Origin of the sequence: Actinoplanes siamensis, from assembly GCF_016862395.1 — a bacterium.
GTDB lineage: Bacteria > Actinomycetota > Actinomycetes > Mycobacteriales > Micromonosporaceae > Actinoplanes > Actinoplanes siamensis.
Map to the genome: position 1 here is coordinate 14,223 of NZ_BOMW01000027.1, position 25,751 is coordinate 39,973.

The following is a 25,751-nucleotide window of genomic DNA, read 5'->3' on the forward strand; positions in this document are numbered from 1 at the left end:
ACCCGGTACATCCGCGCCGTCGAACACGAAACCGCGCTGGGCCGCCCGCCGCGCCGAACGCCCGAGGCCAGAGGTTGCACGGATGAGATCACATGTCCGGATGCTTCCGGGCCGACCGGGCCGACAGGTAGACGGCCAGCGTGACGGCGAGCAGCCCGCCGCCGGCGACCAGGAACACCGTACGGCTCGACGTCGCTTGCAGCAGCGCGCCGCAGAGCAGCGACGCGAAGGTCTCGGCGAGGAAGATCGGCCCGTACACCGCGCCGAACACTCGCCCGAGTTTGTCCTCCTCGACGTTCTCGCCGATCACGGTGTCGCAGCCGACGTTCTCGAAGCCGTTGCCGGCCCCGGCGATCGCGTAGCACGCGACGATCAGCACCAGCGGCGCGGCGAACGAGACGGCGGTCAGCCCGATGCCGCTCAGCGTGAGGCCGGTCACCAGCAGCGTGACGCCGTCGAACCGGCGCCGGCTGAGCGCGATGGCCATCGGCGCGACCACCATCGCGACGCCGTACACGCCGGTCGCCACACCCAGCGACACGGCGCTGCCGCCCTCGTCGCCGCGTACCAGGTACACCAACGCCACGTTGTCCATGGCCGCGAACAGGACCGAGAAGAACAGCGCCAGCGCGACCGCACGAACGACCCGGTGCCGCGCGACGTAGCGCAGCCCCGCGCCCAGATCCGCGAGCAACCCCGGCCCCGCCGCCGGGGCACCGCGCCGCAGCCGGCCGGGCAGTGCCAGCAGCAGCAGCGCCGACACCAGGTAGGTGCCGGCGTCGAACCCGAAAGCGGCGCGCGGCCCGACCCAGTTCATCAGGGCCGCGCCGATCACCGGGCCGGTCGCCAGCGCGATGTTGTGCGAGAACCCGAGCAGGGCGTTGGCCCGGCCCAGCCGGTCCCGGCCGACCAGCAGCGGTACGCAGCTCTTGCCGGCCGGCAGGAACATCGTGCTCAGCAGGCTGGTCACCGCGATCAGCGCGATGAGCGCCTCGACCGGCGGCAGCAGCACCGCGATCAGCCCGACGCTGACCACCCGCGCGAGATCGCAGGCGATCATGATGCGGCGCGGCTCCCACCGGTCGGCCACGGTGCCGGCGAGCGGTCCGAACGCCTGCGGCAGTGCGCGCGCGGCCAGCGCCACGCCCATCTCGGTGCCGGACGCGCCACGGTCGTACAGGTACAGCACCAGCGCGGTCAGCGTGACGAAGTCGCCGAAGTACGACGACGTCCGGGCCAGCCACAGCGCGGCGAACGCGCGGTTGCCGCGCAACAGGCGGGCCTTCGGCTGCTCCCCGACTCCGGTCATCGCGCCCCGTCCGGCCGGGCCGTACGGCCCGGGTCGAACTCCGCCGGCAGGTCGACCGCGCGCCGCTCGACCAGCTCGGCCAGCGCCCAACCGGTGTACGGGCCGGTCAGGATGCCCTGCCCGCCGTGCCCGGTGCCGACGAGCACCCGCGACGTGCCCGGGTACCGGCCGATCGACGGCCTGCCGTCGGGCGTGGCCGCGCGCAGCCCGGCCCGCGCACCGGCGAAGGTCGCGTCGCGCAGCCGGGGAAACCGGCTGACCACCTTCGCCAGCAGGAACGCCACGCCGGCGGCGGTGACCCGGTCGTCGAAGCCGGCGGCCTCCTCGGTGGAGCCGACGCCGATCCGGGCGTCGGCCGCCGGGCACACGTACGTCCGGCCGGACACCACCGAGCGCAGCGGCATCCCGGCGCAGGCCAGCTCGACTATCTGCCCGCGCACCGGGCGCACCGGCAGCGGCGGCAGCCCGCCGATCCGCCCCGACCACGGCCCGGCCGCGACGACGACCTGCTCGGCCGTCCAGGAGCGGCGCTCAGCCCGTACGGTCGCTGGCGCGCCGTCGCGGATCTCCAGCACCGGGCAGCCGAGCACGATCTCGGCGCCGGCCACGGCGCAGCGCCGGGCCAGCGAGTCCAGGTACGCGTCGGTGTCCACCACGTACCCCCGGTCGACGGCGAAGCCGCCGAGCACGTCGGCGCCGTCGAGGACCGGCTCGCACGCGCGCAGCTCGTCCGGCTCCAGCCACCGGCCCAACGCGGCCGGCGCACGTTGGGCGGCCCGCTCCAACTCGGCCCGCTCGCCCGCTGTCCACGCCGGGCGCAGGACCCGTTCGCCGAGCCGCAGCGGAGGCCCGGCGGTGGCCACGTCGGCGTGCAGCCGCGCCGCCGCCTCGTCCACGAACCGGGCCAGCACCGGATCGGTCAGCAGGCGCAGCGACGGTACGGCCACACCGGCCGCCGCGCGGGAGCCGTCCCCGCCGCGCGGCGACGCGTCCACCACGACGACGCCAGCGCCGCGAGCAGCGAGTTCGCATGCCGCGCTGAGCCCGACCACGCCGGCGCCCACGACCACCACGTCGGCCCGCTCGTTCACGGCAGCCTCCGCAGCACCAGCGACGGCAGCGTCACCTCGGCGGCGGTGACCAGCCGTACCGCGTCGTCGCCGGTGCCGATGAGCAGGCGTAACGCGGAGAGGAGGTCGACGTTGAGCTCGAACGGCGCGACCCGCCGTATCCGCCGGCCGCCGCGCACGATCCAGCCGGCGACGATCAGCTCCAGCCGTCCGGCCACCGGCATGGTGTTCAGGTTGTCGATCCGGCAGCACAGTTCCAGGTGATCGGCCGGCATGACGCCACGCCCACCGGCGATCCGCATCCGGATCGCTTGACCTATCGGCTGCTCGGGCAGACCGAACCGGATACCCCGGCCGTTGGGTTCGTGGCCCATGGCCCGCGCGCTGTCCACCGAGTGCAGCAGCGCAACCGGGCGCCCGTCGGCGACCAGCTCGACCGGGCGTACCCGGTATCCCTCGTCGTCGACCGTACGCAGCGGCTCACCCTGTTCGGTGCCCGGGTCGTCGACCCGCAGGCAGCGCGGGAACAGCTGCCGGCCGAGCGCCTTGGCGATCCCGCCGTACGCGATCGCGGTCGTTCCGGACAGTAGCCAGGCGAGCGCACCGGCGAGCGGTGCGGCGACCGCCGGGCGCAGCACGACCGGTAGGTCGCCCGGCGGCGCGACACCCGGCCCGGCCAGCGCGCCGAGCGCGTCGGCCACCCGGGCAACCAGCGGCTCGTCGTCGATCCGCCCGTGCAGCGCCATGCGCGACTGGGCGTCGGAGACCGCGCCGTACGGCGTTTCGCAGCGCGCCATCAGACGCTCGTCGCTGTAGTACTCGGCCGCGTCGGCGCCGCTGCGGGTCACCAACCCGGCGATCGTCTGGTACCGGTTGACGATGACGGCCTGTACGGCGGCGCCGATCGCGGTGAGCTTGTCGGCCAGGCCGGTGGCGCTGGACTGCACCACGTCCGCGAACAGTCGGCTGGTGATCGGCTGCCGGCGGGCGGTGTCCACCGTGATCACCGGGGGCGGCTGCTTCGGTACGCCGTAATCGCGGGCGGTCCAGTGCGCCTGGTCGATCAGTCGGCACAGGTCGTCCAGGTCGTCCACCGCGCGGGCCGCCCAGCCGCACCGCCCGTCCGCCCACACGCGGCTGGCGTAACCCCACCCGCCGCCGTGCACGGTGGTCAGCGCGCCGGTCGCCGGTAGCAGCGAACAGCTCAGCTCCGCGGTGTCGTGCACCCACAGCTCCACCTCGTCGGCGGCGGGCGCCGCGGCGGCGACCGCCTCCCGTGCCAGGCGTACCGCGTCCCACGACGGAAACGGCACCGTCATCCCGCAACCTCCCCGGCCGACACGGTACGCAGCCCACCGATGCGTACGGCCGGCTGCTCGAAGCCCACGATCAGCGGGCCCTGGTTGAGCTTCCCGCAGCCACCGCCGCCGATCCACGCCGCCGGATCGGCGGCGACCGCCTCCACCTCGCGCAGCGCGTCGAGTCCCCGACCGAACAGGTGGACCTCGCCCAGCCGGGCCACCGGCACGCCGTCGCGCAGCAGCAGCGCCTGCGGGGCGTGCAGGCCGAACTCGCCGGTGGTGAGGTGCACGTACCGGACCCGCAGTCGTCCGACGCGCACCGCCTCGCCAGGCGCCCCGGCCACCTCGCCGGACGTGTTCGGGCCGGGCAGCACGCGCGTGTGCGCCTGCCGGGGAATCGCCGGGTACAGGTAGCTCATCCGGCGCCCGTGCCCGTTGGCGACGGTACCGGCGACGGCGGCGGTGCTCCGGCTGTGCATGATCTCGCCGACGGCGCCATCGCGGATCAGCGGGACCGGGCTCGCCTCAACGCCCTCGTCGTCCACCCGGTACCCGAAGCTCGCGTTGGCCGACAACGGATCGTCCAGGACGGTCAGCCATCCGGGCGCGACCGGCTTGCCGAGCAGCGGGGCGAGGTACGACTGTCGGCTCGCGACCACGTCGGCCTCCAGCGGGTGTCCGCACAACTCGTGGAACACGATCGCGCACGCGCCGGGATCGAACACGACCGGGCGTACCCCGTCCGGCAGCGTCCGCTCGGGCAGCGCGGCGGCCTCGGCCAGGTCGCCGGGGAGCCGGTCGAACAGCCCGCCGGCGAGTGCGGGAAGCCCCGCCGGGTCGGCGATCGCCGAGTCCCGCCGCACGCGCAGCGGCCGGCCGTCGGCCGCCACGGTCGCCTCCAGGTTCGCGGTGCAGAACCGGCGGCGGTCGGGCCGCAGGCCACCGGGCACGCCGGCGACAATGCGCTGGTCGTACACGCGAAGGCTGACGGTCAGCAGCGACCAGCCCATCGGCCGGGCGCGGTCGGCGAGGTCCGCGGCCAGGGCCGACAGCACGTCGCGAGCGGCGACCTCCGCCGGCCACGGGCCCCGCAGCGCCGCCAGGTGCTCCCGGTCCGACGCGGACAGCTCGGCGGCGTCGGCGCGGACGCCCCGGTCGTATTCGTAGCGGGCGTCGCCGCCGTGGTGCGTGCTGCGGCCCATCCCCAGGTACCGGCCCACCTCGGCGGTGGTCCGATCGCCGCGACGCAGGACGTGCACCGCCTCGCGCCGTTCGGCGAAGTACACAGCCGGCTCGGTCATGTGGTTCTCGCCAACGTCCCGGCGCAGGCGTACCGGCGCAGTTCGCCGCACATCCGTTCCAGCCGCGCGGCGATCGTCGCCTGGCCGCCGTCGCCCCACGCCGCGCCCTCGCTGGAGTCCACCGCCACGACCGTCGGCATCGCCACGGCGCGCAGCGCCCGGGTGATGTGCTCCATCGCGGTGATCGCCTGCAGCGCCGCGCCGGCCATGCTGCCGACCGCGAGCAGGCCGACGGCCTTGCCGGACAGCCATGGCGGGTCGTCGTCGGCCAGCGCCTGCAGGTAGTCGATGGTGTTCTTGAAAGCGCCGCCGACGGTCCCGTGGTAAACCGGGCTGGCGAACACGATCGCCTGCGCCGCGCGCACCTCCTTCAGCAGCAGCCGCGCGGCCGGCGGCGGATCGGCCAGCATGCCCGGATCGAACAGCGGCAGCGGGTGGCCGCGTAGCGGGAACAGCTTCACCCGCATGCCCTGGTTCCGCGCCTCGCGCAGCGCCATCCGCAGCAGCAGTTCGGTTGACGAATCCGCGCGCATGCTCCCGCCGACACCGAGTACCGTCACTTCCTCGCCCATGCCTGCCCCCTCACCCTCGTCGGCCCGGTTCTGGTCCGGTCGACCGCCGCACCGCGAGCCTCACCTCACACACCCGCCGATCGGCGCCGGCGTCCTGCCACAGCCGTCCCGGACCGGGCAGCATCTCGGTCAGCCGCACCGGCCCGCCCTTCGCCTCCGCAAGGAGCAGATCCACCAGGTGTGGACTGGCCAGGTCGAGGTAGAACGGCTTGCGCTCCCCCGCAGTCCCCGCGAAGCAGCGGCGCGGTACCCCCCGGCCGAGCATCGCGCGCACCGCGGCGGAGTATCGCGGCAGGCCCGGCGAGGCGTCGGCGGCCAGCGCCCCGGCCGGCAACCGCCAGGTCGCACGCTGCACGATCACGTCGCCGACCACGACGCGCGGGGTGAACGGGCCCAGATCCACCGTAGGCCAGGCCGCGCTCGGTACGCCCAGCGGAGACTGCAGCCGGCCCTGAGGATCACCGAGCAGCAGGGCGATCCGTGCTCCGCTGTCACGCACCACGACCGACCCGTCGTCGAGAACGTCCAGCTGGTCGGTGCGCAGCGCCCGGTCGGCCGAGGTCGCCGGCCCGCTCAGCTCCAGCGTGTGCGGCAACAGCTCCAGGTAGCAGAGCTTGCCGAACCTCTGTGACGTGGCCACGTGCACCAGCTCCGGCACGGTGGCGCCGAGCCACCGGCGCGTGGCGCCGGACAGCGTGTCCCGGTTCGGCAGCAGGCTGCACAGGTTCGTCAGCCCCTGCAGGCCCCAGTGCAGTTCGCCCACGATGATCGGCGCGTCCGCGCGCCGTACCCGTTCCGGGTCGGTGGTGTCGAAGTGCAGGTCCGGTGACAGCAACACCGGGGGTGCCGGACCCACCGGAGACGCGAGGCGCGAGACGTCCGCCGGGGGCAGCAGGACTGTCCGGCTCACACCGTCCCACCGGTCCGCGACCAGCGCGGCGAGCTCCCCCGCGACCGGGGTGCCGGTGACCGGTTGCTCCCGCTGGATCTCCAGCGCCGACAACACGTCGGTCAGCGAACGCCGGGCGGCGGCGCCGAACGCCGCCCGCCACGCCTCGGTGAACCGGTCGCGGGCCGCGCACCACGCCTGTACCCCGGCCGCGGCGGCGACGTCGAGCACCGGCGCCAGCCGGGCGGCCAGCCGGTCGCGCGCCGGCGCGTCCAGGCACAACGCCAGCCGCGGGTCGTACGTCTCCTGGTACAGCGGGACGCGGTCGGCGTAGAGCGCCCCGGCGCCCCGGCGCGACGCGTCGACGCCCCGCTCGCCGAGCAACCGGCCGACCCGCGCGGACACGTCCAGCTTGGTCGTCGCGTCACCGGCCGCGAACGCCGCGGCGGCGTCGGCGAGCCGGCGCACCAGCGCACCGGCGGCCGCGTCGGGCAGCCCGGCCGCCACCGCGCCGAGCGCGGCCAGCGCGTCCGGCTCCCCCGCCGGCACGGCGAAGCCGCCGACCCAGAGCAGGTCGCGCCGGTGCAGCTCACGCAGCCGCTCCGGGCGGGGGTCGAGCCGCCCGGCCGCCACGGCACGCACGTACCGCGCGGCCGGGGACCGCGCGGGCAGCGTCGGGGCACGCGAGCCAGGCCGGCGGGACCGGCCGCCGAGGTCGGCGCCGTCCAGCCAGATGCCGGCCAGTTCGCGGGCCGCCCAGTACGCCAGGAACCCGCGATGGGCCGCCCGCTCCGGCAGCGGTACCGTGCCGGCGCCGAGGCGCGCATACCCGATCGGGCCGGCCACGCCGTTGGTCTCGCACTTGGCGGCCAGCCGCTGCAGGAACGCGGCCATCTTGCGCTCCCGCTGGTTGGGCGCCGCACCGGTCGGCGGCCGCCGCAGCAGGATCCGGACGGCGGTGTCGAGGATTTCCGGGGTGAGCAGAACGAGGGCCGCCCGCACGACGTCGTCGCGCAGGCTCCGGTCCAGGTGGTCGCGCGCCGACGCGAGCGCCTCGGCGTACGCGTCGCCGAGCGGGCCGGCCGAGTCCCGCAGGCGCGCGCACAGGACGTTCCACCGCTCGGCGAACGCGGCATCGGCGAGATCCGGCGGCATCGGCGCGTCGGGCCCGATCGGCTGGCGCTGGCGCAATCGGCGCAGGCACCGGCCGGTATGGTGAACGTCCTCCGGGCCGGCCGGCCGCGGCACCCGGGTGGCGGCGAGGTACGCGCGCTCGGCGGCGTCGAGTTCCGCGGTGATCCGGGCGTGCTCGACCGTCGCGTCGTACAGCGCCGGCGCGGCCAGACCCTCGACGAGGCCGAACCCGAACCCGGCAGCGCGTACCACGCCGAGTTCGAAGACGCTCCACCGCGGGCTCATGGCAGGTCCCGATCGGGTGAGATGAGGCAGGCCAGCCGCAACTCGGCCGCCTGCGCGGCGCCGTGCGGACGCCACCACAGCTGGTCGACGTCGGGCAGGCACTCGGAGACCCGGATCCGGCCGGCGCCGAACCGGGCCAGGTCCCGTACGGCCACCGGATCGTCCAGGTCGACGAAGACGGGCTTCGGCTCCCTCTCGTGGCGCACGAACACCCGGTCCGGCAGCCGGTGCTCGCGCCGTAGCCGCTGGACGCGGCGCCACCACGCGAGGGGGGTGCCGGGATCGGCGTCGACGCGTCCGGACCAGGCGGCGCGGTGCACCACGACGCCGTCCACGAGGACCCGCGGCGTCGCGACGAACCCATCGCCGGGCGGTGTCGGGAGGTCGAGCCCGGTGAGGCAGGGCAACGACACCGCGCGGTGCAGCGGGCTGCGCAGGTCGCCCGGGTACAGGTGGTACCGGGTGCCGTCGACGGTGACCGCGGCGCCGTCCGGCGCGACGGCCACCGCGGAGATCGGCACGACCTGCGCGGGCGGCTTCGCCGACACGCCGGTCAGCTCGATGCTCAGACCCGGTGGTTCAGGCGTGATGTGCATGCTCCGGCGCCGGGACACCACCGAGGCCAGTGACGCCACCGGCAGGTTCGCGCTGAGCGTCCGGCAGAACGCGTCGTAGAGCGTCGCGGCGTCGCTGTGCACGCGACTTGACGAGCCGCCGAGGATCGACGTCGAGTCGTCGTGAACCTCCCCGACCACCCAGGTGGCGCCCTCCCCCGGCGTACCGGTGGCGAGCAGGTCGACGCCGGGCAGCGCGTGCGCCGGGTACCTCTCGTCGGCGGTGAGCGTTGCCCAGTACGGCGCGCACAGCTGGTCCACCTCGGACGAGGAGAGACTCACCCGCCCGGCGCGGGCCCGCTCGGTCGCCAGCACCGCCAGCGCGGCGCGCAGCGCGTCGGCGCGGGGCGTGGCGGCCGGCACCGGGCGCCCGGCGGCCACCGCCAGGTTCACGGCCTGCCCACCGAGCGCCCGGCGTACTGCCAGCCGCGCGTCCGCGCGTTCCAGGACCGCGATCAGGTACAGCAACGGCACGGTCGCGGCCAGGACGCGGCCGATGCCGTCCACCGTCGGCCGGCCGGCCACGGTCCGCTCGCTGTACGGGCTGGCGCACTCCTCGTGCCAGAACGCGCGGTCGGCGTACTGGGCGCCCTCGCCGCGACTGGTCGCGAGGCCCTCACCGCGTAACTCGCGCCCGGCCCGGTCGAGCACTTCGGCGCGCTCCGGCCAGTCGGTGCGCGCCACCCGGTCCAGGTGCTCACGCAGCCGGGCCGGTGCGGTCACCGCCGCCCCGGCCGGTGCCAGCCTCGCCAGCGCGTCGACCAGCCAGGCGAGGCCGTGGCGCTCGGTGGCCGGGACGGTCACGCCCATCCGCAGGGCCGACCGGATGCCGGCCAGCTCGCGGCGGACCTCGGCGACAGGCGACCCGCTCGCCTGGGCGAGTTCGCCGGTCGTACGCCAGCCGTCCAGCAGCCGCCACAGCCCCACCTGCGCCGGGTTGAGCGGCACGGTACGGCCGTCGAGGTCGCGGACCAGCCGGTCGCCGTCCGTGCGCCACAGCGGATCCCGGCTGACCGGCAGCCGGTCGGCGGGCAACCCGCGGCGGGCGCGCTCGGCCAGGTCGCGGACCAGCCAGGCGGCGGCGTCCACGTCGACCCGCTCAGCGGCCGGTGCGCCGGCCCGCAGCGGCTCGGCCTCGGCGTCGTCGAACCGCACGAACAGCGACGGTCCGAAGAACGACACGGTCTCGCACCGCGTACCGATCCGGCGCAGGAAGCGGTGTGCCGTGGCGAGGTCGGCGAAGTCCTTGCCGCGCAGGCGGTCCGGCTGGTGAAGCACACCGCCGTCGCGGTGCAGGCGGGCCGCGAAGCCGGGTGTGGACTGGCTGAGCGCGCGCGCCACGCGCGGCTCGCGGACCCGCTCGCGAACCTGGTCGAGGACGTGAGCGGACTCCTCGGCCAAGGCGTGCGCCAGGCCGTCCGCCGCGGCGTCGCGATCGACGACGGCCGCCGACCAGACGGACACCCAGCCGGCGTGGCCGAGGTCGCCGAGCAGCGCGGCGTGGCCGTCGGCGATCAGCAGCGCCCTGCGGACCCGGCGGCCGCACCGGACCGCGGCGTTGCGCGCGGCCCGGTCCAGCTCGGGAAACCGGTCGCGTACCGCCGGGAAGACCCGCGCCACGAACGCCGCCTGCGCGTCGGCGACCGCCGCCTCGGCACGCACCAGACGCCGTTCGGCCTCGGCGCTGGCACCCGTCGGGCGGGGCACAGTCGCCGTCCAGCCGAAGCCGGGCGTCCGCAACTGCGCCACCGGGTACACCGACCAGCGCAGCGCCGCCGCGGTGTTGCCGCCGTGCGCGAGGCCGGTCACGAGTCCGCGCTCCACAGTGCGGAGATGCGCAGCTCGGCGGTGTACCGCTCGGGGCCGCGCCGCAGCCACAGCTGCCCGCGGTCGGGCAGCGCCTCGGTCAGTTCGACGTCGGCTCCCGCCGGTGCCCAGTGCAGGAACAGGTCGACCAGCAGGGGGTTGCGGAAGTCGACGAAGAACGGCTTGGGCGCACCGGCCGGCCGGGCGAAGACCCGTTCGGGCAGGCCGATGGCGCGCCGCCACCGCCGCACGCGCGCGAACTGCGCCGCGGGGTCCCGCCGCTCGATCGCCGGTACGCTCACCCGCCAGCGCTCGCGCTGCACCACGACGTCGCCTGCGGACAGCCTCGGCGTGTGATCGCCGGCACCGAGCCGGGGCAACAGCGCCAGTCCGGGTGAGAGGGCGCGGCACAGCGGGTTGTCCTGGTCGCCGGGGACGAGCAGGCGCCGCTCGCCGCCCGGCAGCAGCAGCCAGGGCACCGGGCCGTCCCAGCGGATCCGCACAGCGCCGAGGCCGACGGCGCCGGGACGCACCGCCCGTGCCCGGAACTCGATCGACCGTACGGGTAGCTCGGCGATGAACGCCTTGCCCTGCGAGCGTGGCGCGACCAGTTGCGCCCACCGGTCCGGCAGCCGTGTGTGGCCCGCCGCCCACGCCGCCGACCCGTTGTCCGGCCAGAAGCACTCGAACAGGCCGAACGTGTGCAGTCCGCTGTGGACCTCGCCGATCACGAGGCCGGGCTCGGGCCCGTCGGCGAGCATCACGTCGGGCGAGAAGATCGCCGGCTCGGTGACGCCGTCGAGCGCCGCGCCGCCCGGCAGGGCGTCCAGTTCCCCGCGGTCGAGCCGGCCGGTGCGGCACCAGCGCTCGCCGAGCTGGGCGGTGAGCACACCGGCACGGCGCGCCGGCACGCCGTGCTGCCACCCCGGCGCCGCGGCCAGCCGGGCCATCAGCTCGACCATCCCGATCTCGCGGTCGCCGACGACCGCGCGCAACGCGTCGCCGTGGTCGAGGTGCTGCGCCCTGCCGTAGTACGCGGCGAGCCGCGCGACCGGTTCCAGCCCGGCGACGAGCCGCTCGTACAGCCGGCCGCCGACACCGTACGCCGCCGCCGCACCGCGCCCCTCCTGGTACAGGACGTCGCGGTCGGTGTAGAACCGGCCGCGTGCCCGCTCCGGCAGCGACCCGGTCAGCGCGGTCACCCGCCTGGTCAGCTCGGCCACGAACGCCTGCTGGGCGCGCCACGGCGCGTCGGCGACCCGCTGGGCGAGCGCCCGCAGCGCGTCCAGCTCGCCGGCCCACCGTTGGCCGCCGGGCACCGCGCGCAGGTCGTCGGCCAGGCGCCCGAGCGGGTCCACCGTCGCCGGCCGGATGTCCAGCCGCCGCACGACCAGCCCGGCCCGGCGAAGCCGATCCAGCGCGGCCGGCTCGCACCCGACGTCCCCGCGTGCCAGCTGACCGACCGCGCCGCGCTCGGCGTCGGTGAGCCGGATCCGCCGGTCGCCGGCCGCCAGCCCGTACTCGGTGACCTCAACGGCCGCCACCAGCCGGTCCGGCAGCCGGCCGGCCAGCTCGGGGTCGGCGGCGACCGCGTCGGCGATCCGCTCGGCGACCCAGGCGCTGACGAAGCCGGCCTGCTCGGCGCCGCGGTCGGCCCGCGCCACCGGCTGCGCCAGGTCGGGCTCGCCGCCCAGCGCGACCCGGTCCATCGGGCCGTACCCGTTCGCGGTGTCGTTCTTCGTGGTCAGCCGCTGCGCCAGCGCGGTCGCCGTCCGCGCCCGCTTGCGGTGCCGCCGGCCGGCGCCCTCGGCGATCGAGAGGACGGCGTGGCGCAGTACGTCCGGGTGGGACAGGGCGACCGCGCGCTGGAACGCCTCGGTCGCGCACAGCGCCGAGAGCGCGGCATCGGCGTGCGCGACCGCGCGCTCGGCGGCCCGCGCGCCGTCGCGGTCGACCTCGGCCACCGTCGCGTCGTCGACCATGTCGTCGAGCAGGCGCATCGGCAGGCCGGCGCTGCGCAGCACCGCCTCGGGGAACAGCCGCAGACCCATCAGCCACCACCGACCAGCACCGTGGTACGCAGCTCGCTGGTGTACCGTCGCTCCGCGCAGGACAGTGCCAGCTCGACCGGCTCGGGCAGCGTCTCGGTCACGTCGGCCAGCGGCGCACCGACCCCCGGCGCGTGCTTGGCCACCAGCCGGGACAGCATGTCGCAGTACGCCGCCGAGGTCAGGTCGGCGAACACCGGCTTGGGCTCGCCGCTGACCCGCACGTAGGCGTAGCGGGGCAGGCCGAGGTCCGCGCGCAGGCGGGCGACCACGTACAGCGCCTCGGCGGGGGTACGGGCGGTAACGAGCGCGTCGAGATCCTCCGCGGACAGCCGCCAGCTCTCCCGCCACCACACCAGGTCGTCGACCAGGACGCGCGGCTGGTGCGCCGCGGCCCCGGGGCTGCGCGGGCCCCAGAGCACCAGCCCGCCGAACGCGCTGACGATCGGGTCGACCGGGCTGGACGGCGCCAGCACCAGCGGGCCCTGGGCGTCGCTCAGCCGCATGGTGGTGCGGTCGGCGGTCACCTCGTGGAGCGCTCGGACCAAGTGCGCGGGCAGCGCCGAGCGGCCCATCCGCTCGATCGCCAGGCCCGGCAGTTCGATGGTGAACGTCTTGCCGGTGAACCGCGGTTCGACGAGGGTCGCCAGCCGCGCGTCGCCGCGCAGCAGGTCGGCCCAGCCGGTCAGCCGCTGCCGGATCGCGTCGCGCTCGTGCTGGTCCAGCGTGGCGGCGAGCCAGCACCAGACCTGCGAGCCGTGGTGGACCTCGCCGAGCACCAGACCGTCGGCCATGCCCGGCCGCCGCCGCACCAAGAAGTCCGGCGAGCAGAGGAACGGCTCGTCCGGCAGCACGCCGGCGAAGGCCCGGTACACCGCGTCCGCGGTCAGGCGCACCTCGGTCGTGCCCGCGGGCGCCAGCGCGGCCAGCCGATCCCACAGAGCCCGCCCGGCCGGGCCCGGCTCCAGCACCGGGACCGGCTGCTCGCCCAGCGCCGCCAGCAGGTCCGCCAGGTTCACCCGGTCCGGCAGGCCGAGCCGGGTCCACTCAGCAGCCAGCCACAGCCGGGTCCGCGCGCGTACCGCCGCGGCGTGCGCGGCGTGGACCCGCAGCACCACCTCGACCGCCGGTATGTGCGCCGCGAACGCGTCCGCGTTCAGCGCGAGTCCCCGCAGCCCGCCGCGGCACTCGTCGTACACGACGCTGCGGTCGGCGTACAGGCCCGTGGGCCGGTCGTCGACGCGTACGCCCCACGACTTCACGGTCTCGCCCAGCTTCGCGATCGTGTCGCGCCGCGCCGGCCAGGGCTCGGTCTGCAGCGCGGCGATGCCGTCGCGCACCTGCCCGACCCGGTCGCGCCACCGCTCGCCCGCCGCCCCGGGCCGGCCCGTCAGCCGCCCGGCCAGCTCGGCCAGCGGCCGCAGCGACGTGGTGGGCGGGCGCAGGTCGGCGCGCAGGATGCCGGCGTTCACCAGGCGCCCGGCGGCCGGGCGGACCGCCTCCGGCAGCGCGGCCAGGCGGACCGGTCCGTCCGCGAGCGCGCCGGCCAGCGCGGCGGGTAACGCGATCCGCCGGTCACCGATGCGCAGCACGCCGTCGTGCAGCCGGGCCAGCGGATGCGGCCGCATCGGTACGGTCGGGTCGCCGCCCAGCTCGGCGGCGGCGAGATCGGCGAGCTCGTCCACGACGAACCGGGCCGGGGCCGTGACCCGCTCGCTCAGGCGCGGTGACTCCGGGTCGAACACCAGCAGCGCTCGGGCACCGGCGACGGCGGTCACGTCGCCGAACTGGAAGGGGCCGAAGAACGACGCGGTCTCGTTCTTGGTCGCGAACCGCTGCAGGTAGCGGAGCGCCAGCCGCCGGGGCTGGCCGCCGGAGACAGCGTGCTGCGCGTAGCGGCGCAGCAGGTCCGCCGGTCCGGGATGCGACGACCACAGCGCCTCGGCCACCCCCGGACGGGCGCACCAGGACCGCAGGTGCGCGTCGGCGGCGGCGATCTCCGCGTCGACCGCGTCGGCGTACCGGGCCCGGAGCGCCGACCGCTGCTCGGCCAGCGCGTTCCACGCCGTCGTCAGGTCGCTCCACAGCGGGCCGTACGGGGTGGACGTCGGCAGCGGTTCGCGCCGCCTCACCGCCCGCTTCACCGGACGCCGCGCGGCGCGGTCCGGCTCGAGTCCGGCCAGCTCGGCGACCAGGAGCGCGGCGAAGCAGTCCGCCTCGACGTCCAGCGCGGCCAGTCGCGCGGCGAGGCTCCCCGCGCCGGTGCCCGGCAGCCGCGCGTCGTCGAACTCGAACCCCGCGCCCCGCAGGACGAACCTGTCCAGCAACCGCATCACGGACCGGCACCCCCCTCGGTGAACGCCGGCATGCGCAGCTCGCAGGTGTACCGGCGACCGGCCGCGTCGGTCAGCCAGAGCTGGTCCGCTCCCGGCGACATCTGTTCCAGTTGGACGTGCTCGCCGGGGCGTGACCGGTGCGCGAACAGCTCGACGGCCAGCGGCGAGCAGGTGTCGAGCAAGTACGGCTTTCGGTCCCGATCGCTGCGGACGTACACGAAGCGCGGCAGACCGTACTGGCGCACCAGGCGCCGGACGGCGAGGAACCGGGCGGCGGGGGTCAGCCCGCGGGCGCCGGGGGCCTCGACATGCCAGCGGCGTCGCTGGTACACCGCGCCGTCCAGGCGTACCTCCGCGACGGCCCCGACCCCGGCCCCGGCGCCTGCGGCCGGGCCGAACCGGGCGTGCAGGACCGGCGGCGCGGACAGCGCGGCCAGCGGCGGGTAGCCGGTGAGGTCGGCGAGCGGCAGGTACAGCCGGCGTTCTCGGCCGGCTGCGTCGCGCAGCCGCGGCCCGTCCGGCTCCCGGGTCACCGTGAACGTCGACGCGGGGCGCAGCGGCCCGGCGCCGGCGGTCTCGACCGCGCGCTGGTGGCGCAGCGCGACCTGCTCGCCGGGGTAGACGTAGAACCCCTTGTTGCGCCGGCTCACCGCGGCGCCGAGCAGCCCGGCCGGCTCGGCGTGCCGGCGCACCCACGTCGCCGCGGGCCGGGCGAACTCGGCCGGGTCCGGGTGTGCCACGGCAAGCCAGCTGTCCAGCAGCAGGTGGTGGTGGACCCGCGCGACGACGACGTCGAAGCGGCCCGCGGCGAGGTCGTCGACGGTACGCGCGGCGAGGCAGATGTCCGGCAGCGCGTACCGGGGGCCGGGCAGCGGCGCCGGCGGCGGCCGGGGAACCTCGACGCCCGCGTCGAAGCGCGTACTCCAGTCCCCGTCGCCGCAGAGGCGTTCGGCGTACTCGGGCAGCGGCATCGTCGCGCGATCCGCCGGCCACCGCTCGAGCACCCAGGCCCGGTGCCGCCGCTGGACCAGGTCGCCGTACGCGGCCGAGAACGTCAGCGCGGCCTGGACGGCGTCGGTCAGCCGGGCAGCCGCCGCGCCGCCGATCGTGAGCCGGAACGGCGACCGGCACTCCTCGTAGACGACGTACCGGTCGGCGTAGATTCCGCCGCCGCGCCGGGCCGGCTGGCCGGTCACCTCGGTGAACCGGGCCTCCAGCCGGTCGAGCACCGACACCCGATCGGGAAAGCCGGTCGTCCGGTACTCCTCGCGCAACCGGTCCAGATCGGCCAGCCGGCGCACCCAGCGGTCGGCGGCCTCACCGGAATCCAGCTCGGCCAGCGCCGCGCGCAGCCGGTCGAACTCGTCGGCGCGCCCGCCGGCGTACAGCGGGCCGAGTTCGGCGACCCCGCTGTGCAGCAGCGGCGCCAGCGCGCGCAGCGTCGTTCCGAGACCGCCGTGGCGCGCGGCGAGCGCACCCACGGTCGGCGTCCCGCCGTCGCACAGGTCGGCGGCGAGCTTCCCGGTGGCCCCGCCGCCGGCGACGCCGGACAGGCGCTCGGGCTCGGCCACGGCGACCGGCAGCGCGGGGAGCAGCGCACGGTCCCGGCGCATCACGCGGGCCAGCTCGACCACAGCCCAGTGCGCGAAGTACACCAGCCGCCGGGTCGGCTCGTCGCGGCACAGCCGTGCGCCCGGCCCGTCGGCGGCGGCGTCCACCTCGCCGTACCCGAGCGGGCCGAAGAAGCTCGTGGTCTCGTTCTTCGCGCAGAACCGCTGCAGGTACGTGTACACCTTCCGGTGGGTACGGCGCGCGTCGGAGGTCGTCGCCGGCTCGGTGTCCGAGACGTACCGCCGCCAGACGTTGCGCCACATGTCCGGCGCGGAGACGAAGACCGCCTCCTCCACGAGCGGTTCAGCGGCGAGCCGGTGCAGTTCGCGTTCCAGCTCGCGGTACGCCTCGGCGTAGGCGCGCTCGTACCGGGCCGTCGCATCGGTCGCCGTGCCGGCGTCGAGCACCTCGTCCGCGGCGCGCAGCAGGTGCTCGTCGGCACCCAGCCGCTCGATCCAGTCGAACGGCAGGCCGGCGTGGCGCAGGACGAACCAGCCACCGAGCGTCCACCCGGTCATCGGTGCCCGCCCGGGTCAGCGTGCGGCACGCCGGCGAGGACGCCCGTGCCGGCGAGCATCGCCGTGACGCCTGCGGCGACCCGCGTGTTGCCGGTGAACGCGCTCGTGATCGGCGCGCCGGGCGGCAACGCCGCCAACCGCGCGCCGATCCGCGGGTCCAGCCGCAGCGTCCGTACGGCGGCCAGGTCCACCAGCCAGCATTCGCCGTCGATCGTCACCACCACGACACCCGGCGCGAGCGCCGGGCCGTCAGCGGCCGGTGTGTCGCGGGCCAGTCGCAGGTACGCGCCGGCCACCCGGGCCGGGGCCAGCCGTCCGCGCCGGCGCAGCCGCGCCGTGACGTCCGGCTGGACCGCCCGGAGGTCGGCCTGGGCGAAGCGCGGGCCGCGCGCCAGTGCGGCGTCGCCGGGCAGTACCGTCACCGGGCGCCCGGCCCACCCGGGCGCGGCGCCGTCCCGCTGCGCCGGCAGGTGGAACGGGCGGGATCCGGCGATCCGCCACGGTAGGTCGGCGTCGGCGAGCCGATCGGCGGTTCCCAGCGTGGACTGTGCCGTCTCGCCAGGCGCGCCGAGCATCTGCTCGACGAGCAGGCGTCCACCGCGCCGGTCGAGTGCGATGGCGAACGCGGTGAGCGCCGGCCAGTCCAGCCGCTCGCCCTCGGCGGTGATCACGCCCGTGGCGTCCGCGGCCGTGACGCCCAGGATGGCGGCGACACAGCCCGATGCCGGCCCGGCCGCGCGCACCTCGTCGGCCGACACGTAGTCCAGCCACGCCTGCCCGGCCGCCCGGGTCAGCCACCGCGCCTCACCGCCGCCGCAGGTCCGCAGCCGCCAGTACACGGGGACGTCGACCAGGTCGCTGCCGGCCGGCAGCCAGCCCCGCAGCACGGCCCAGTGGGCACCGGCGAAGCCACCGGCCAGCGACACCGGTGTGCGCAGCCGGTGCGCCAGCGCGGCGAGCGCCGGAAGCTGCTGATCACGATCGATCCAGAGGACTGGCCGCTCGCGGGTTGCCGCCGCGAGCACCGTCGCCACCTCGTCGGTGAACGGCACGCCGGCGGCCGCGCGCAGGATGTCCGAGGGCCGCTCAGTCGTGCCGTCGACCAGTTCCAGGTCGTCCAGCCACAGCCGGACCGGCCAGGTGCCGCCCGGGTCGCCGAGCGCGATGGCCGCGCCGAGCGCGGCCACCCGCGCCGACGGGTCGAACCCGGCGAGCACCTTTGCGGCCGCGGCGAGCACCGCCCGTGTGGCCGGTTCCCCCGCGTCGTGGTCTCGCCATCGGCGTAGTACGGCGTCGCCGAGCCGCTCGACGGCCGACACGTGCAGGTCGTGCACCCGGCGGCCGTCGGCGACCAGGCACACGGTCGGGTCCGCGTGCGGCAGGACGTACACATCGGCGCGGTCAGTCATCGCCGGCCTCGGCAGCCCGTACGAACACGCAGCGCAGTTCGGCGGTGTACCGGCGTCCCGGCGGATCGGCCAGCCAGAGCTGGTCCAGCGCCGGCAGCACCTCGGTGACCGTCGCGCCACCGGTGCGGCGCGCCGCGATCCGGGCCAGCGCACCGAGCAGGTACGGGGCGTCGACGGCGGCGAACATCGGCTTGCGCTCGGCCGGCAGCTTGACGAACACCGCGGGAGGCAGCCCGTACTCGTACCAAAGCCGGCAGCCCCGCAGCAGTGTGCGGTCCGCTCCGCCGTCCGCGGTCAGACTCGCCAACGCCGACGCCGGCACCGTCCACATGCGGCGCTGGAGGACCGCGCGCCCGTACCGCAGTCGCGGGGTGTGCTCGCCGAGCCGGATCCGCGGCGCACCGAGCCGGACAGCCCCGAACGCGGTCTGTGTCAGCGTGTCCAGCTCGCCGTTGTACAGCTGGACCTCGCCGCCCAGCGAGCCACACACCAGCCGCGCCCGCTCGCCGTCGGACTCGACCACCAGGTCGTCGACATCGACGCGCCACGGGTTCGGCTGCCCGGGCAGACCGCCCAGCTCGGCGATCGGGGCCGGCGGCTCCAGCGGCGGGATGCCGGTGCGACGTCCGGCCAGCACGCAGACCACCGGCACGCCGTTCCAGGCCGCGGCGACGTGGGTGTACAGGTCGGCACGCACCCGTTCGCGGTCGTCGTGAAACTGCAGCGCCCAGTCGGTGAGCAGCGCGGTGTCGTGGACGTCGGCGAGGACCGGAACGTAGTCACCGGCGCGCCACGCGTCGAGGCTGGCGGCGCAGATCATCACGTCGACCGAGCCGGCCACGCCGGTGGATCCGGCCACCGGCAGCAGGTCACGCAGCTCCACGGTGGACAAGTCCACCTCCCTGGCGGCCGGGTCGATCGCCGAGGCCAGTCGCCGGTCGAGTTCGGTGTCGGGCAACCGGGCCTCGCCCAGCGCGGCGGCCAGGCGCCACAGCGGCGTACGGCGCACGCCCAGCCGGCGCGCCAGCGCGGCCCGCGCCAGCGCCCGCCGCCGTATGCCCAGCCGTGCCAGGAACTCCAGCGCCGGCGCGAGGTCGGCGAGCAGCCGCGCCGCCGCCGCGCCGCCGATCGCCAGGCGCAGCGCACCCGCGCACTCCTCGCGCAGCGCGAGGCGGTCCCCGTAGAACTGTGCGCGCGCCGCCGGCGTGTCCGGGGCCTCGCCGGTCAGGCGTGCGACAACCTCGGTCACGGCCCGCTGCCGGCTGGCCTTGCCGTCGGCATCCGCGGCGCTGAAACCGTCGCGCAGCCCACGGAGTTCACCGAGCGCCGCGATGAGCGCCCGCGTTCCGGGCGCCGGCGCGAACGCCAGCCGACCGACGACGAAGGCGAGCGGATCGAGCACGGTTCCCGGCGGCTGGAACTGGTGGGTCACCAGTCCTCGGCCGACCAGTTCCCGCGCGGCGGCCGCGACCTCGTCGAGGCCGGTGCGGAGCGCTGCCGCGTGCACCCGCAGGGCCGTACGCCCGTCGGCGCGGGCGAGCAGCCGGTACGCGAGCGTGTCCGGGTGCGCCGGGGACGGCAGCCCCGAGCGGCGGCGCAGCACCAGCCAGGCCCGTACCGGCTCGCTGAACGCGGTCGCGCCGACCGTGGCGTCGACCACCGACGTGGACAGGTGTGCGCGGCGCGCACGCAGCGACGCCGGTCCCGGCCAGCACACCTCGATGCCGCACGGGCCGGTGCGGTTCGTGCCGGTGCGGTTCGTGCCGGTTTCCAGCTCGCCGTAGTTGATCGGACCGAAGAAGCTCGTGGTCTCGTTCTTCGCGCACAGCCGCTGCATGTACAAGGCGACTTGGTGGTGCAGGCGCGCACCTCGCAGCCCGCGGCGCAGGTCCCGCAGCAGACCGGGATTGGTCAGCGCGAACACTTCGCGGACGCGCGGGTCGGCCGCGAAGCCGGCGAGATGGTCCCGCGCGCGTGCCTGCGCCGCCTCGGCCACGGCGGCCAGCCGGGCCCGCGCCGAGCGGTACGCCTCGGCCAGTTCCAGCCCGGCGCGCTCGGTGTCGTCGCCGGCCCGGCCGCGCACCGGCAACCCGCGGTCCAGGCGTTCCCGCAGGCGGCCGATCCGCGCCGCGTCCCAGCCCCGCGTGGCCAGCACGTCGGTCAGCTCCCGCTCGGCGGACAGGACCCGCTCCGCAGCGGCGTGCGCTTCCGGGCAGCGCAGGTGGCACAGCTCCTCGACCGGGAACCCGGCGGTACGGACGATCACATGCGGTACGACTGTCCACATCGCTCAGCGCCCCCGTCGCACCATCGCCACGCGCAGCTCCGAGGTGTACCACCCGGGTCGGCCACCGTCGTCACGCCGCAGCCACAGCGCTTCCGGCGCCGGGCACATCTCCTCGACGAGCAGCTCCGCGGCGTCCGGCGCGCGACACACCGGCGCGGCGAGCCCGGCGAGCACGTCCACCGCGACCGATCCGTCGAGGTCGACGCAGACCGGCTTGGGCTCGCCGGGCGCCTTCACGAACACCCATCGGGGCAGCCCGGTCCGGGCCCGCAGCAGCGCCGCGGCGACGGTGCGCGCACCCGCGGACCGGGCGTCGACCAGCTCCCGCAGGGCTGCGGCGCCGAGCCACCAGCGGGCGCGCTGCACCACCACGTCACCGACCAGCACGCGTGGCGCGGCCGTCCCGCCGCGGTAGCGCGGAGCGACGACCGGCACCGCCGAGAACGCCTGCAGATGCGGGTGGTCGTCTTCGCTGACGTACAGGGTGAGGGGCCGTACCGGATCGAACAGGGACGGGCCGTCGGACTGCAGACGAACCTCCAGGTCGGCCGCGGCGACGCAGCGTGCCCGATCGCGGGTCGCGACGCCGGTCACCTCGACGAACCGGCCGGGGAACGCGTCGCTGACGATCCCCTTGTGCTGCCGCCGCCGGATCACCGTGGCGATCCGACGCGGACCGTCCCACGGGCCGAGGTCGGCGGCGAACTCCCGGTACATCCCGTCCGGCTCCGGCGCGAACAGCGCCTGCGAACCCCAGGCGTACGCGTACGGGTGCAGCTCGCCGACGACCGCGAACTCACCATCGGCGCGCATGCCGAGCAACAGGTCCGGCGAGACGAACCGGGCGCCCCGAGCGCTCCCGGCGAGCGTCGCCACGGCGTGCGGGTCCAGCCGCGCCATGCCGTCGCGGGTCGCCTCGGTGACCAGCCGCTGCCAGTCCGCCTCGAATCCGGCGACCGGCGCCCGGTGCGCCGCGAGCCCGCCCGCGCCGGCCGCCTCGGCGAGCCGGTCGGCGAACACCAGGAACGGCAGCCGGCCCGACGCGTCGGCGAGCACCCGCGCGGCCAGGTCGCGCACCGCGTTCCGGCGGCGGCGCCCGTACTCGGCACACGCGTCCAGATACGGCGCGAGCTGCCGGCACCACCGCTCGGCCACGTCGGCGGCGACGGTGAGCGCGCCGTCGCCCCGGCACTCCTCGTAGACGACCATCCGGTCGGCGTACATGCGGCCGGCGCCGCGCCGGGCCGGTGCCCCGGTCAGCGCGGTGAACCGCCGTTCCAGCGTGTCCAGCGCGGCCGTCTTGGCCGGCTCGTCGCCGGCTCGGGCGTACCCGGACACGTCCTCCGCCAGCTCGTCCAGCGCGGCGGGCCACGGCGACTCCGGCGCCGAGCGCCGCAGCCAGTCGCGCAACTCGTCGAGCGGCTGGAGCCGGGTCGACGCGGGTTCGACGTCGGCGAGAAGCACGCCGGCCGTGCGGAGCCGGTGCAGCCGCCCGCGCAGCACGTCGGGGTCCGCCGCGGCGGCACCGGTCGCCACGTGGGCCACCAGCGCGTCGGCGCCCCGGATGCCGTCGGCCGCCTCGATCAGCGAACGGTCCGCCGCGGGCAGCCGGACGGCACGCCCGCCGGGTAGCACGACGCCGCTGCCGGTCAGCCGTACCACCGGGTTGCGCCGCACCGGCACCAGCGGCGCGAGCGCGGCGTCCCGGGACACCGCGCGGGCCAGCTCGGCGGTCGCCCAGAAGGCCAGGAACCCGGTCCGTTCCAGCGCTTCCGGCGTCCGGCAGCAACCCAGGCTCAGCCCGCTCGCGCCGGCCAGCACCCGCCCGTGGGTCAGCGGGCCGAAGAAGCTCGTCGTCTCGTTCTTCGCCGCCAGCCGTTGGACGAACAGGTACGCCCGCCGCGCCAGCGCCGCGTCCAGCGCGCCGTCGCCCGACCGCGCCGCCCGATCGGTGCGTTCGGCGAACGACGGTGACAGTTGGACCAGCGCGAGCCGCACCAGGGGGTCGTCCAGCAGGCGCCGCAGTCGGCGTGCCTCGTCGGCGCGGTCGTCGGGCCGCCGCTCGGCGAGGCGTGCGGCCAGGGCCGTGACCCGCCTGTCGGCACGTGCGAGCCGGTCGGCCAGCTCTCGCAGGCGGGCCGACGAGCCTGTTGGCGCTGGCTGGATGCGGCGGCGGCCGAGCGCGCTACGCCAGCGCGACAGCTCCCTCAGCCGGTGCCGCGGGGCGTCGCCGGTACGCGCGGCGGCCACCTCCGCGGGCAGCGCGCGGGCCAACGCCTCGGCGCGCGCGGCCTCCAGCTCGCCGGCTGCGACGACCAGCTCCCGCACCGCGGCCGCCGGCTCGTCCCCGGCCAACGACGTCAGCAGGTCGATCGGGAAGCCCGCGCGGCGCAGCAGCAGGTGACGCAGCATCGTCCACCCCCCGCCCTGGGTCTGCGGCGCGGTCATAAGTGCAGGTTGATGTGGTCGAACGGACGGTTGAGCTTGGTACGCGGGCGCGGGATGAGCGCCGACAGCGCGGACCGGTCCCCCGCTTCGACCGCGTCGCGCAGCCGCGCCGCCTGGCGCGGATAGGTCAGCGCGTCGCACAGGCCGGTCAGCGCCTCGCGGCCCGGCGTGCGGTCTGCGGCCAGCGCCAACCCTACCTGGGCGAGCGCGTACTGGTACGGGTCACCGAGACGCTGGGCCGCCTCGGCGGCGCCCGCGAAGTGCTCGACCGCGACGGCGTCGACCGGTCCCCCGACCGGCCGATCCAGCGCGAGCCCACCGAGCTCCATGCCGATCGCCGCGCGGTGGAACACGTCGTCCAGCTCCTGGCAGGCCGACAGCGAATCGGCGAACCGGTCCGCTGCCCGGTCCCGGTCGCCGGTGGCCAGGGCCAGACCGGCCAGCCGGTACGAGTGGTGCTTGCGGAAGATGGTGTCCCACGCGTTACCGACGTTGGCGAAGCGCTCCCACGTGCGCAGCGCCGCCTCCGGCCGCCCGGCTCGCTCCTGCAGCACGCTGATGTTCGACACCAGGTTGATCTTCAAGTGCAGCGAGCTGGCGTCGCTCCTCCCGGCCACACGGTTCAGCGCGGCCTTCTCGTCGCGGGTCGCGCCGCCGTACCGGCCCTCGGAGAACGCGCACAGCGCGCGGACGTTGTGCAGCCAGCCGCGCTCGCGCTCGACCGTGTCGCCGTCGCCGGCGCCGTCCAGCAGGGCGAGCCCGCGCTCGGCCTCGTCACGCCCGGCCACCGGGTTGCGCATCATCTTCACCGTGGTGAGCGCGCGGTAAAGCATGGCCTGTGCGCGCAGCTCGGGGGAGACCGCCTCGTCGTCGGCGACCGCCGCGAACGCGTCCAGCGCCTGCTCGTTCTGGCGGCGGAAGCTGCGCACGATGCCGAGAACCTTGTGGAAGAACGCCCGCACGTCGACCGCCGTACGGAGCACCCCGACCTCGAACTCCACCGCGTCGAGCCAGGACGACGCGATGCCCAGGCCGCGCAGCGCGCCGGTGATCGCCGCCCCGTCCACCGCCTGCCCCGGCCGGCACAGCCGCAACCCGGTCAGCGCCGCGTAGGCCATCACCTCCAGGTCGGACTGGAAGAACCCGTGCCGGGCGACCTCGACGGCGAGCGCGACGCGGTCGAGACTCGCCGTCTGCTCGTCGGTCATCATCGCGAAATGCCGCTGCTCTACGGTGTCGACCGGTGACCCGGCCGCGTCGGGCGCCGCCGCGCGCGGCTCGTCGCGCGCCCCGCCGAGGCGGGCGAGCAGTTGATCCGGCTCGGGCGAGGGGTACCCGCGCTCGGCGAGGTACGCCGACAGCGCGCTGCGCCGGGCGAAGCCGGTCAGCTGCACCCGGTCGCCGAGACCGCGCCAGCGCACCAACTCCACCAGCCGCAGCAGCCCGCGCACCGACGGCACGTCCAGCGCGCCGGCGCCGACCAGGCGCAGGCCCACGCCGCCGTCGGCGAGCGCGCCGGCCACGCAGTCGGCCGCGGCGTGCAACGTCCGGAACGTCTGCTCGGACTCCGGATGCAGTCGCCGCTCCGACGGGGTCAACGCGAGCGCGGTGATCGTCGCGGCATGATCCGGCCCGCACCACGCCGGCATGAGCACGGCGGCCTCGGCCGGGTACTCGCCGAGGAGGCTTTTGAGGAGGCTTTTCCGGACCGGGAATCCGTACTCGTCAAGCGCTGCCAGCGCGGTGCGAAAACCGGCGAACGCGGTAGGAAAAGGCTGGCCGACTGGGACGTCGAAAATCCGCACAGCGTTCCTCCCCGTGGCGCGGCCGACGGGCGCGGGACACCAGTCAACCGCACATCTGAACGCAAGAGCCTTTACGCAAGGGCAAGCGGCGCGATCTTGTTTTCGATCTCTTCGAGTGCGAACTCGATGCCGTCCAGATCATCCAGCTCATCCAGCTCGTCCAGGTCTTCCAGCTCTTCCCCCGGCTGGGGCTGGATGAGCTCGGCCTGCTCCACCTGCTGTGTCATGAAATGCCTCCCCGTCGCGCAGTCGAACAGCCGATTCGGTGCAATCTTCATTTCCTGATCGATTCGGTGATAAATCACGCGAAGACCATCGCGCAAACGGTCACCCTTTCGCCATCCTTCCAGCACGTCAACACATTGTCAACCTGAATATAGAATTGACGTCTACTAATTTATGTCGAGTATTTTCAGATCATTTCCCGCGCTGTCGCCCTCGACGGTCTCACGGGTGGCGCCGCCGCAGAGCCAGCGCGCCGAGCCCGGCCTGGCGCACGACCAGGCCCACGGCGGTCCGGTATAGATCATCACTCGCCGGCGTGGCGACTACCGCCGCCGGGACGCTCGACCCGGCGTCCCGCTGATCCCGATCGGCACCGGGATCGAGGTCCGGAGAGCCGCGCCGACCGCCGGCGATCCAGGCCGCCGGGCCGCGATCGGCCCGGCGCAGGAGCCGGTTGACGGTCACCCGGAGACGGGCGCCGCGATCGGGTGGTGCGTGTGCGCGATGCTGCTCAGCCGTTGACGATCCAAGCCACCCAGTCGGTCACCAGCAGCCGGCCCGGCAGCACCGGCAGGCCCAACTCCTCCTGCACCTCGCGCACCACCGCCGCGCACGGCGACTCGTCCGCCTCGACCGCACCGCCCGGGATCTCCCAGTCGTCCTTGTAGGCCGGCTCGACCAGCAGCACCCGGCCACCATCGTCGGACAGCAGCACCCCGGCACCTACCCGCTTGCGCGGCAACGTGGCAGTGAAGTCGTCGTTGGTCACCGCGTCAGGCTATC

The 25,751-nt window shown here is 75.7% G+C and carries 17 protein-coding genes; all 17 read right to left on the reverse strand.

Features of this window, described 5'->3' with window-relative positions; translation table 11 throughout:
• Positions 1 to 88: 88 nt before the first annotated feature.
• Positions 89 to 1,309 carry an MFS transporter gene (locus Asi03nite_RS14695; protein ID WP_203680163.1) on the reverse strand — a complete coding sequence of 407 codons (1,221 nt, stop codon included), beginning with the start codon at positions 1,307 to 1,309 and terminating at the stop codon, positions 89 to 91.
• On the reverse strand, positions 1,306 to 2,400 hold the full coding sequence (locus tag Asi03nite_RS14700; protein ID WP_203680164.1) for an NAD(P)/FAD-dependent oxidoreductase: 1,095 nt from the start codon (positions 2,398 to 2,400) through the stop codon (positions 1,306 to 1,308). Before Asi03nite_RS14700 ends, Asi03nite_RS14695 begins: the two co-directional genes overlap by 4 nt.
• Positions 2,397 to 3,698, reverse strand: a complete 1,302-nt coding sequence (locus Asi03nite_RS14705; RefSeq protein WP_203680166.1) for a metallopeptidase TldD-related protein — start codon at positions 3,696 to 3,698, stop codon at positions 2,397 to 2,399. The genes Asi03nite_RS14700 and Asi03nite_RS14705 overlap by 4 nt, the downstream gene beginning before the upstream one ends.
• Complete coding sequence (locus Asi03nite_RS14710; protein ID WP_203680168.1) at positions 3,695 to 4,981, reverse strand: TldD/PmbA family protein; 1,287 nt, start codon at positions 4,979 to 4,981, stop codon at positions 3,695 to 3,697. Before Asi03nite_RS14710 ends, Asi03nite_RS14705 begins: the two co-directional genes overlap by 4 nt.
• Positions 4,978 to 5,553 carry an NADPH-dependent FMN reductase gene (locus tag Asi03nite_RS14715; protein WP_203680170.1) on the reverse strand — a complete coding sequence of 192 codons (576 nt, stop codon included), beginning with the start codon at positions 5,551 to 5,553 and terminating at the stop codon, positions 4,978 to 4,980. The genes Asi03nite_RS14710 and Asi03nite_RS14715 overlap by 4 nt, the downstream gene beginning before the upstream one ends.
• A gap of 10 nt (positions 5,554 to 5,563) precedes the next feature.
• Complete coding sequence (locus Asi03nite_RS14720) at positions 5,564 to 7,861, reverse strand: lantibiotic dehydratase (protein ID WP_203680177.1); 2,298 nt, start codon at positions 7,859 to 7,861, stop codon at positions 5,564 to 5,566.
• Positions 7,858 to 10,284, reverse strand: a complete 2,427-nt coding sequence (locus Asi03nite_RS14725; RefSeq protein WP_203680179.1) for a hypothetical protein — start codon at positions 10,282 to 10,284, stop codon at positions 7,858 to 7,860. The genes Asi03nite_RS14720 and Asi03nite_RS14725 overlap by 4 nt, the downstream gene beginning before the upstream one ends.
• Complete coding sequence (locus tag Asi03nite_RS14730) at positions 10,281 to 12,332, reverse strand: lantibiotic dehydratase family protein (RefSeq protein ID WP_203680181.1); 2,052 nt, start codon at positions 12,330 to 12,332, stop codon at positions 10,281 to 10,283. Before Asi03nite_RS14730 ends, Asi03nite_RS14725 begins: the two co-directional genes overlap by 4 nt.
• Positions 12,332 to 14,665 (reverse strand): hypothetical protein, encoded by a 2,334-nt coding sequence (locus Asi03nite_RS14735; RefSeq protein ID WP_203680183.1) that lies wholly within the window; start codon positions 14,663 to 14,665, stop codon positions 12,332 to 12,334. Before Asi03nite_RS14735 ends, Asi03nite_RS14730 begins: the two co-directional genes overlap by 1 nt.
• Complete coding sequence (locus tag Asi03nite_RS14740) at positions 14,662 to 16,794, reverse strand: lantibiotic dehydratase (RefSeq protein ID WP_203680185.1); 2,133 nt, start codon at positions 16,792 to 16,794, stop codon at positions 14,662 to 14,664. The genes Asi03nite_RS14735 and Asi03nite_RS14740 overlap by 4 nt, the downstream gene beginning before the upstream one ends.
• Entirely contained in the window at positions 16,791 to 18,203 is a 1,413-nt protein-coding gene (locus tag Asi03nite_RS14745; RefSeq protein WP_203680187.1) for a hypothetical protein, read from the reverse strand. The genes Asi03nite_RS14740 and Asi03nite_RS14745 overlap by 4 nt, the downstream gene beginning before the upstream one ends.
• Entirely contained in the window at positions 18,196 to 20,469 is a 2,274-nt protein-coding gene (locus Asi03nite_RS14750) for a lantibiotic dehydratase (RefSeq protein WP_203680189.1), read from the reverse strand. Before Asi03nite_RS14750 ends, Asi03nite_RS14745 begins: the two co-directional genes overlap by 8 nt.
• A gap of 24 nt (positions 20,470 to 20,493) precedes the next feature.
• Positions 20,494 to 22,938, reverse strand: a complete 2,445-nt coding sequence (locus Asi03nite_RS14755) for a lantibiotic dehydratase (protein WP_203680191.1) — start codon at positions 22,936 to 22,938, stop codon at positions 20,494 to 20,496.
• On the reverse strand, positions 22,935 to 24,743 hold the full coding sequence (locus tag Asi03nite_RS14760) for a hypothetical protein (protein ID WP_203680193.1): 1,809 nt from the start codon (positions 24,741 to 24,743) through the stop codon (positions 22,935 to 22,937). Before Asi03nite_RS14760 ends, Asi03nite_RS14755 begins: the two co-directional genes overlap by 4 nt.
• 71 nt (positions 24,744 to 24,814) lie before the next feature.
• Complete coding sequence (locus Asi03nite_RS38905; protein ID WP_373872115.1) at positions 24,815 to 25,021, reverse strand: ammosamide/lymphostin RiPP family protein; 207 nt, start codon at positions 25,019 to 25,021, stop codon at positions 24,815 to 24,817.
• A 169-nt stretch (positions 25,022 to 25,190) separates the two neighbouring features.
• A complete protein-coding gene (locus tag Asi03nite_RS14770) occupies positions 25,191 to 25,433 on the reverse strand; it encodes a hypothetical protein (RefSeq protein WP_203680195.1) in 243 nt (80 codons plus the stop codon).
• A gap of 46 nt (positions 25,434 to 25,479) precedes the next feature.
• Positions 25,480 to 25,737 (reverse strand): NUDIX domain-containing protein, encoded by a 258-nt coding sequence (locus tag Asi03nite_RS14775; RefSeq protein ID WP_307834011.1) that lies wholly within the window; start codon positions 25,735 to 25,737, stop codon positions 25,480 to 25,482.
• Positions 25,738 to 25,751: the final 14 nt, after the last annotated feature.

Coding starts and splice junctions, on each gene's coding strand:
- Asi03nite_RS14695 (WP_203680163.1), bottom strand. CDS start 1,309: ATGACCGGAGTCGGGGAGCAGCCGAAGGCCCGCCTGTTGCGCGGCAAC.
- Asi03nite_RS14705 (WP_203680166.1), bottom strand. CDS start 3,698: ATGACGGTGCCGTTTCCGTCGTGGGACGCGGTACGCCTGGCACGGGAG.
- Asi03nite_RS14710 (WP_203680168.1), bottom strand. CDS start 4,981: ATGACCGAGCCGGCTGTGTACTTCGCCGAACGGCGCGAGGCGGTGCAC.
- Asi03nite_RS14715 (WP_203680170.1), bottom strand. CDS start 5,553: ATGGGCGAGGAAGTGACGGTACTCGGTGTCGGCGGGAGCATGCGCGCG.
- Asi03nite_RS14720 (WP_203680177.1), bottom strand. CDS start 7,861: ATGAGCCCGCGGTGGAGCGTCTTCGAACTCGGCGTGGTACGCGCTGCC.
- Asi03nite_RS14730 (WP_203680181.1), bottom strand. CDS start 12,332: ATGGGTCTGCGGCTGTTCCCCGAGGCGGTGCTGCGCAGCGCCGGCCTG.
- Asi03nite_RS14740 (WP_203680185.1), bottom strand. CDS start 16,794: ATGACCGGGTGGACGCTCGGTGGCTGGTTCGTCCTGCGCCACGCCGGC.
- Asi03nite_RS14745 (WP_203680187.1), bottom strand. CDS start 18,203: ATGACTGACCGCGCCGATGTGTACGTCCTGCCGCACGCGGACCCGACC.
- Asi03nite_RS14755 (WP_203680191.1), bottom strand. CDS start 22,938: ATGACCGCGCCGCAGACCCAGGGCGGGGGGTGGACGATGCTGCGTCAC.
- Asi03nite_RS38905 (WP_373872115.1), bottom strand. CDS start 25,021: ATGAAGATTGCACCGAATCGGCTGTTCGACTGCGCGACGGGGAGGCAT.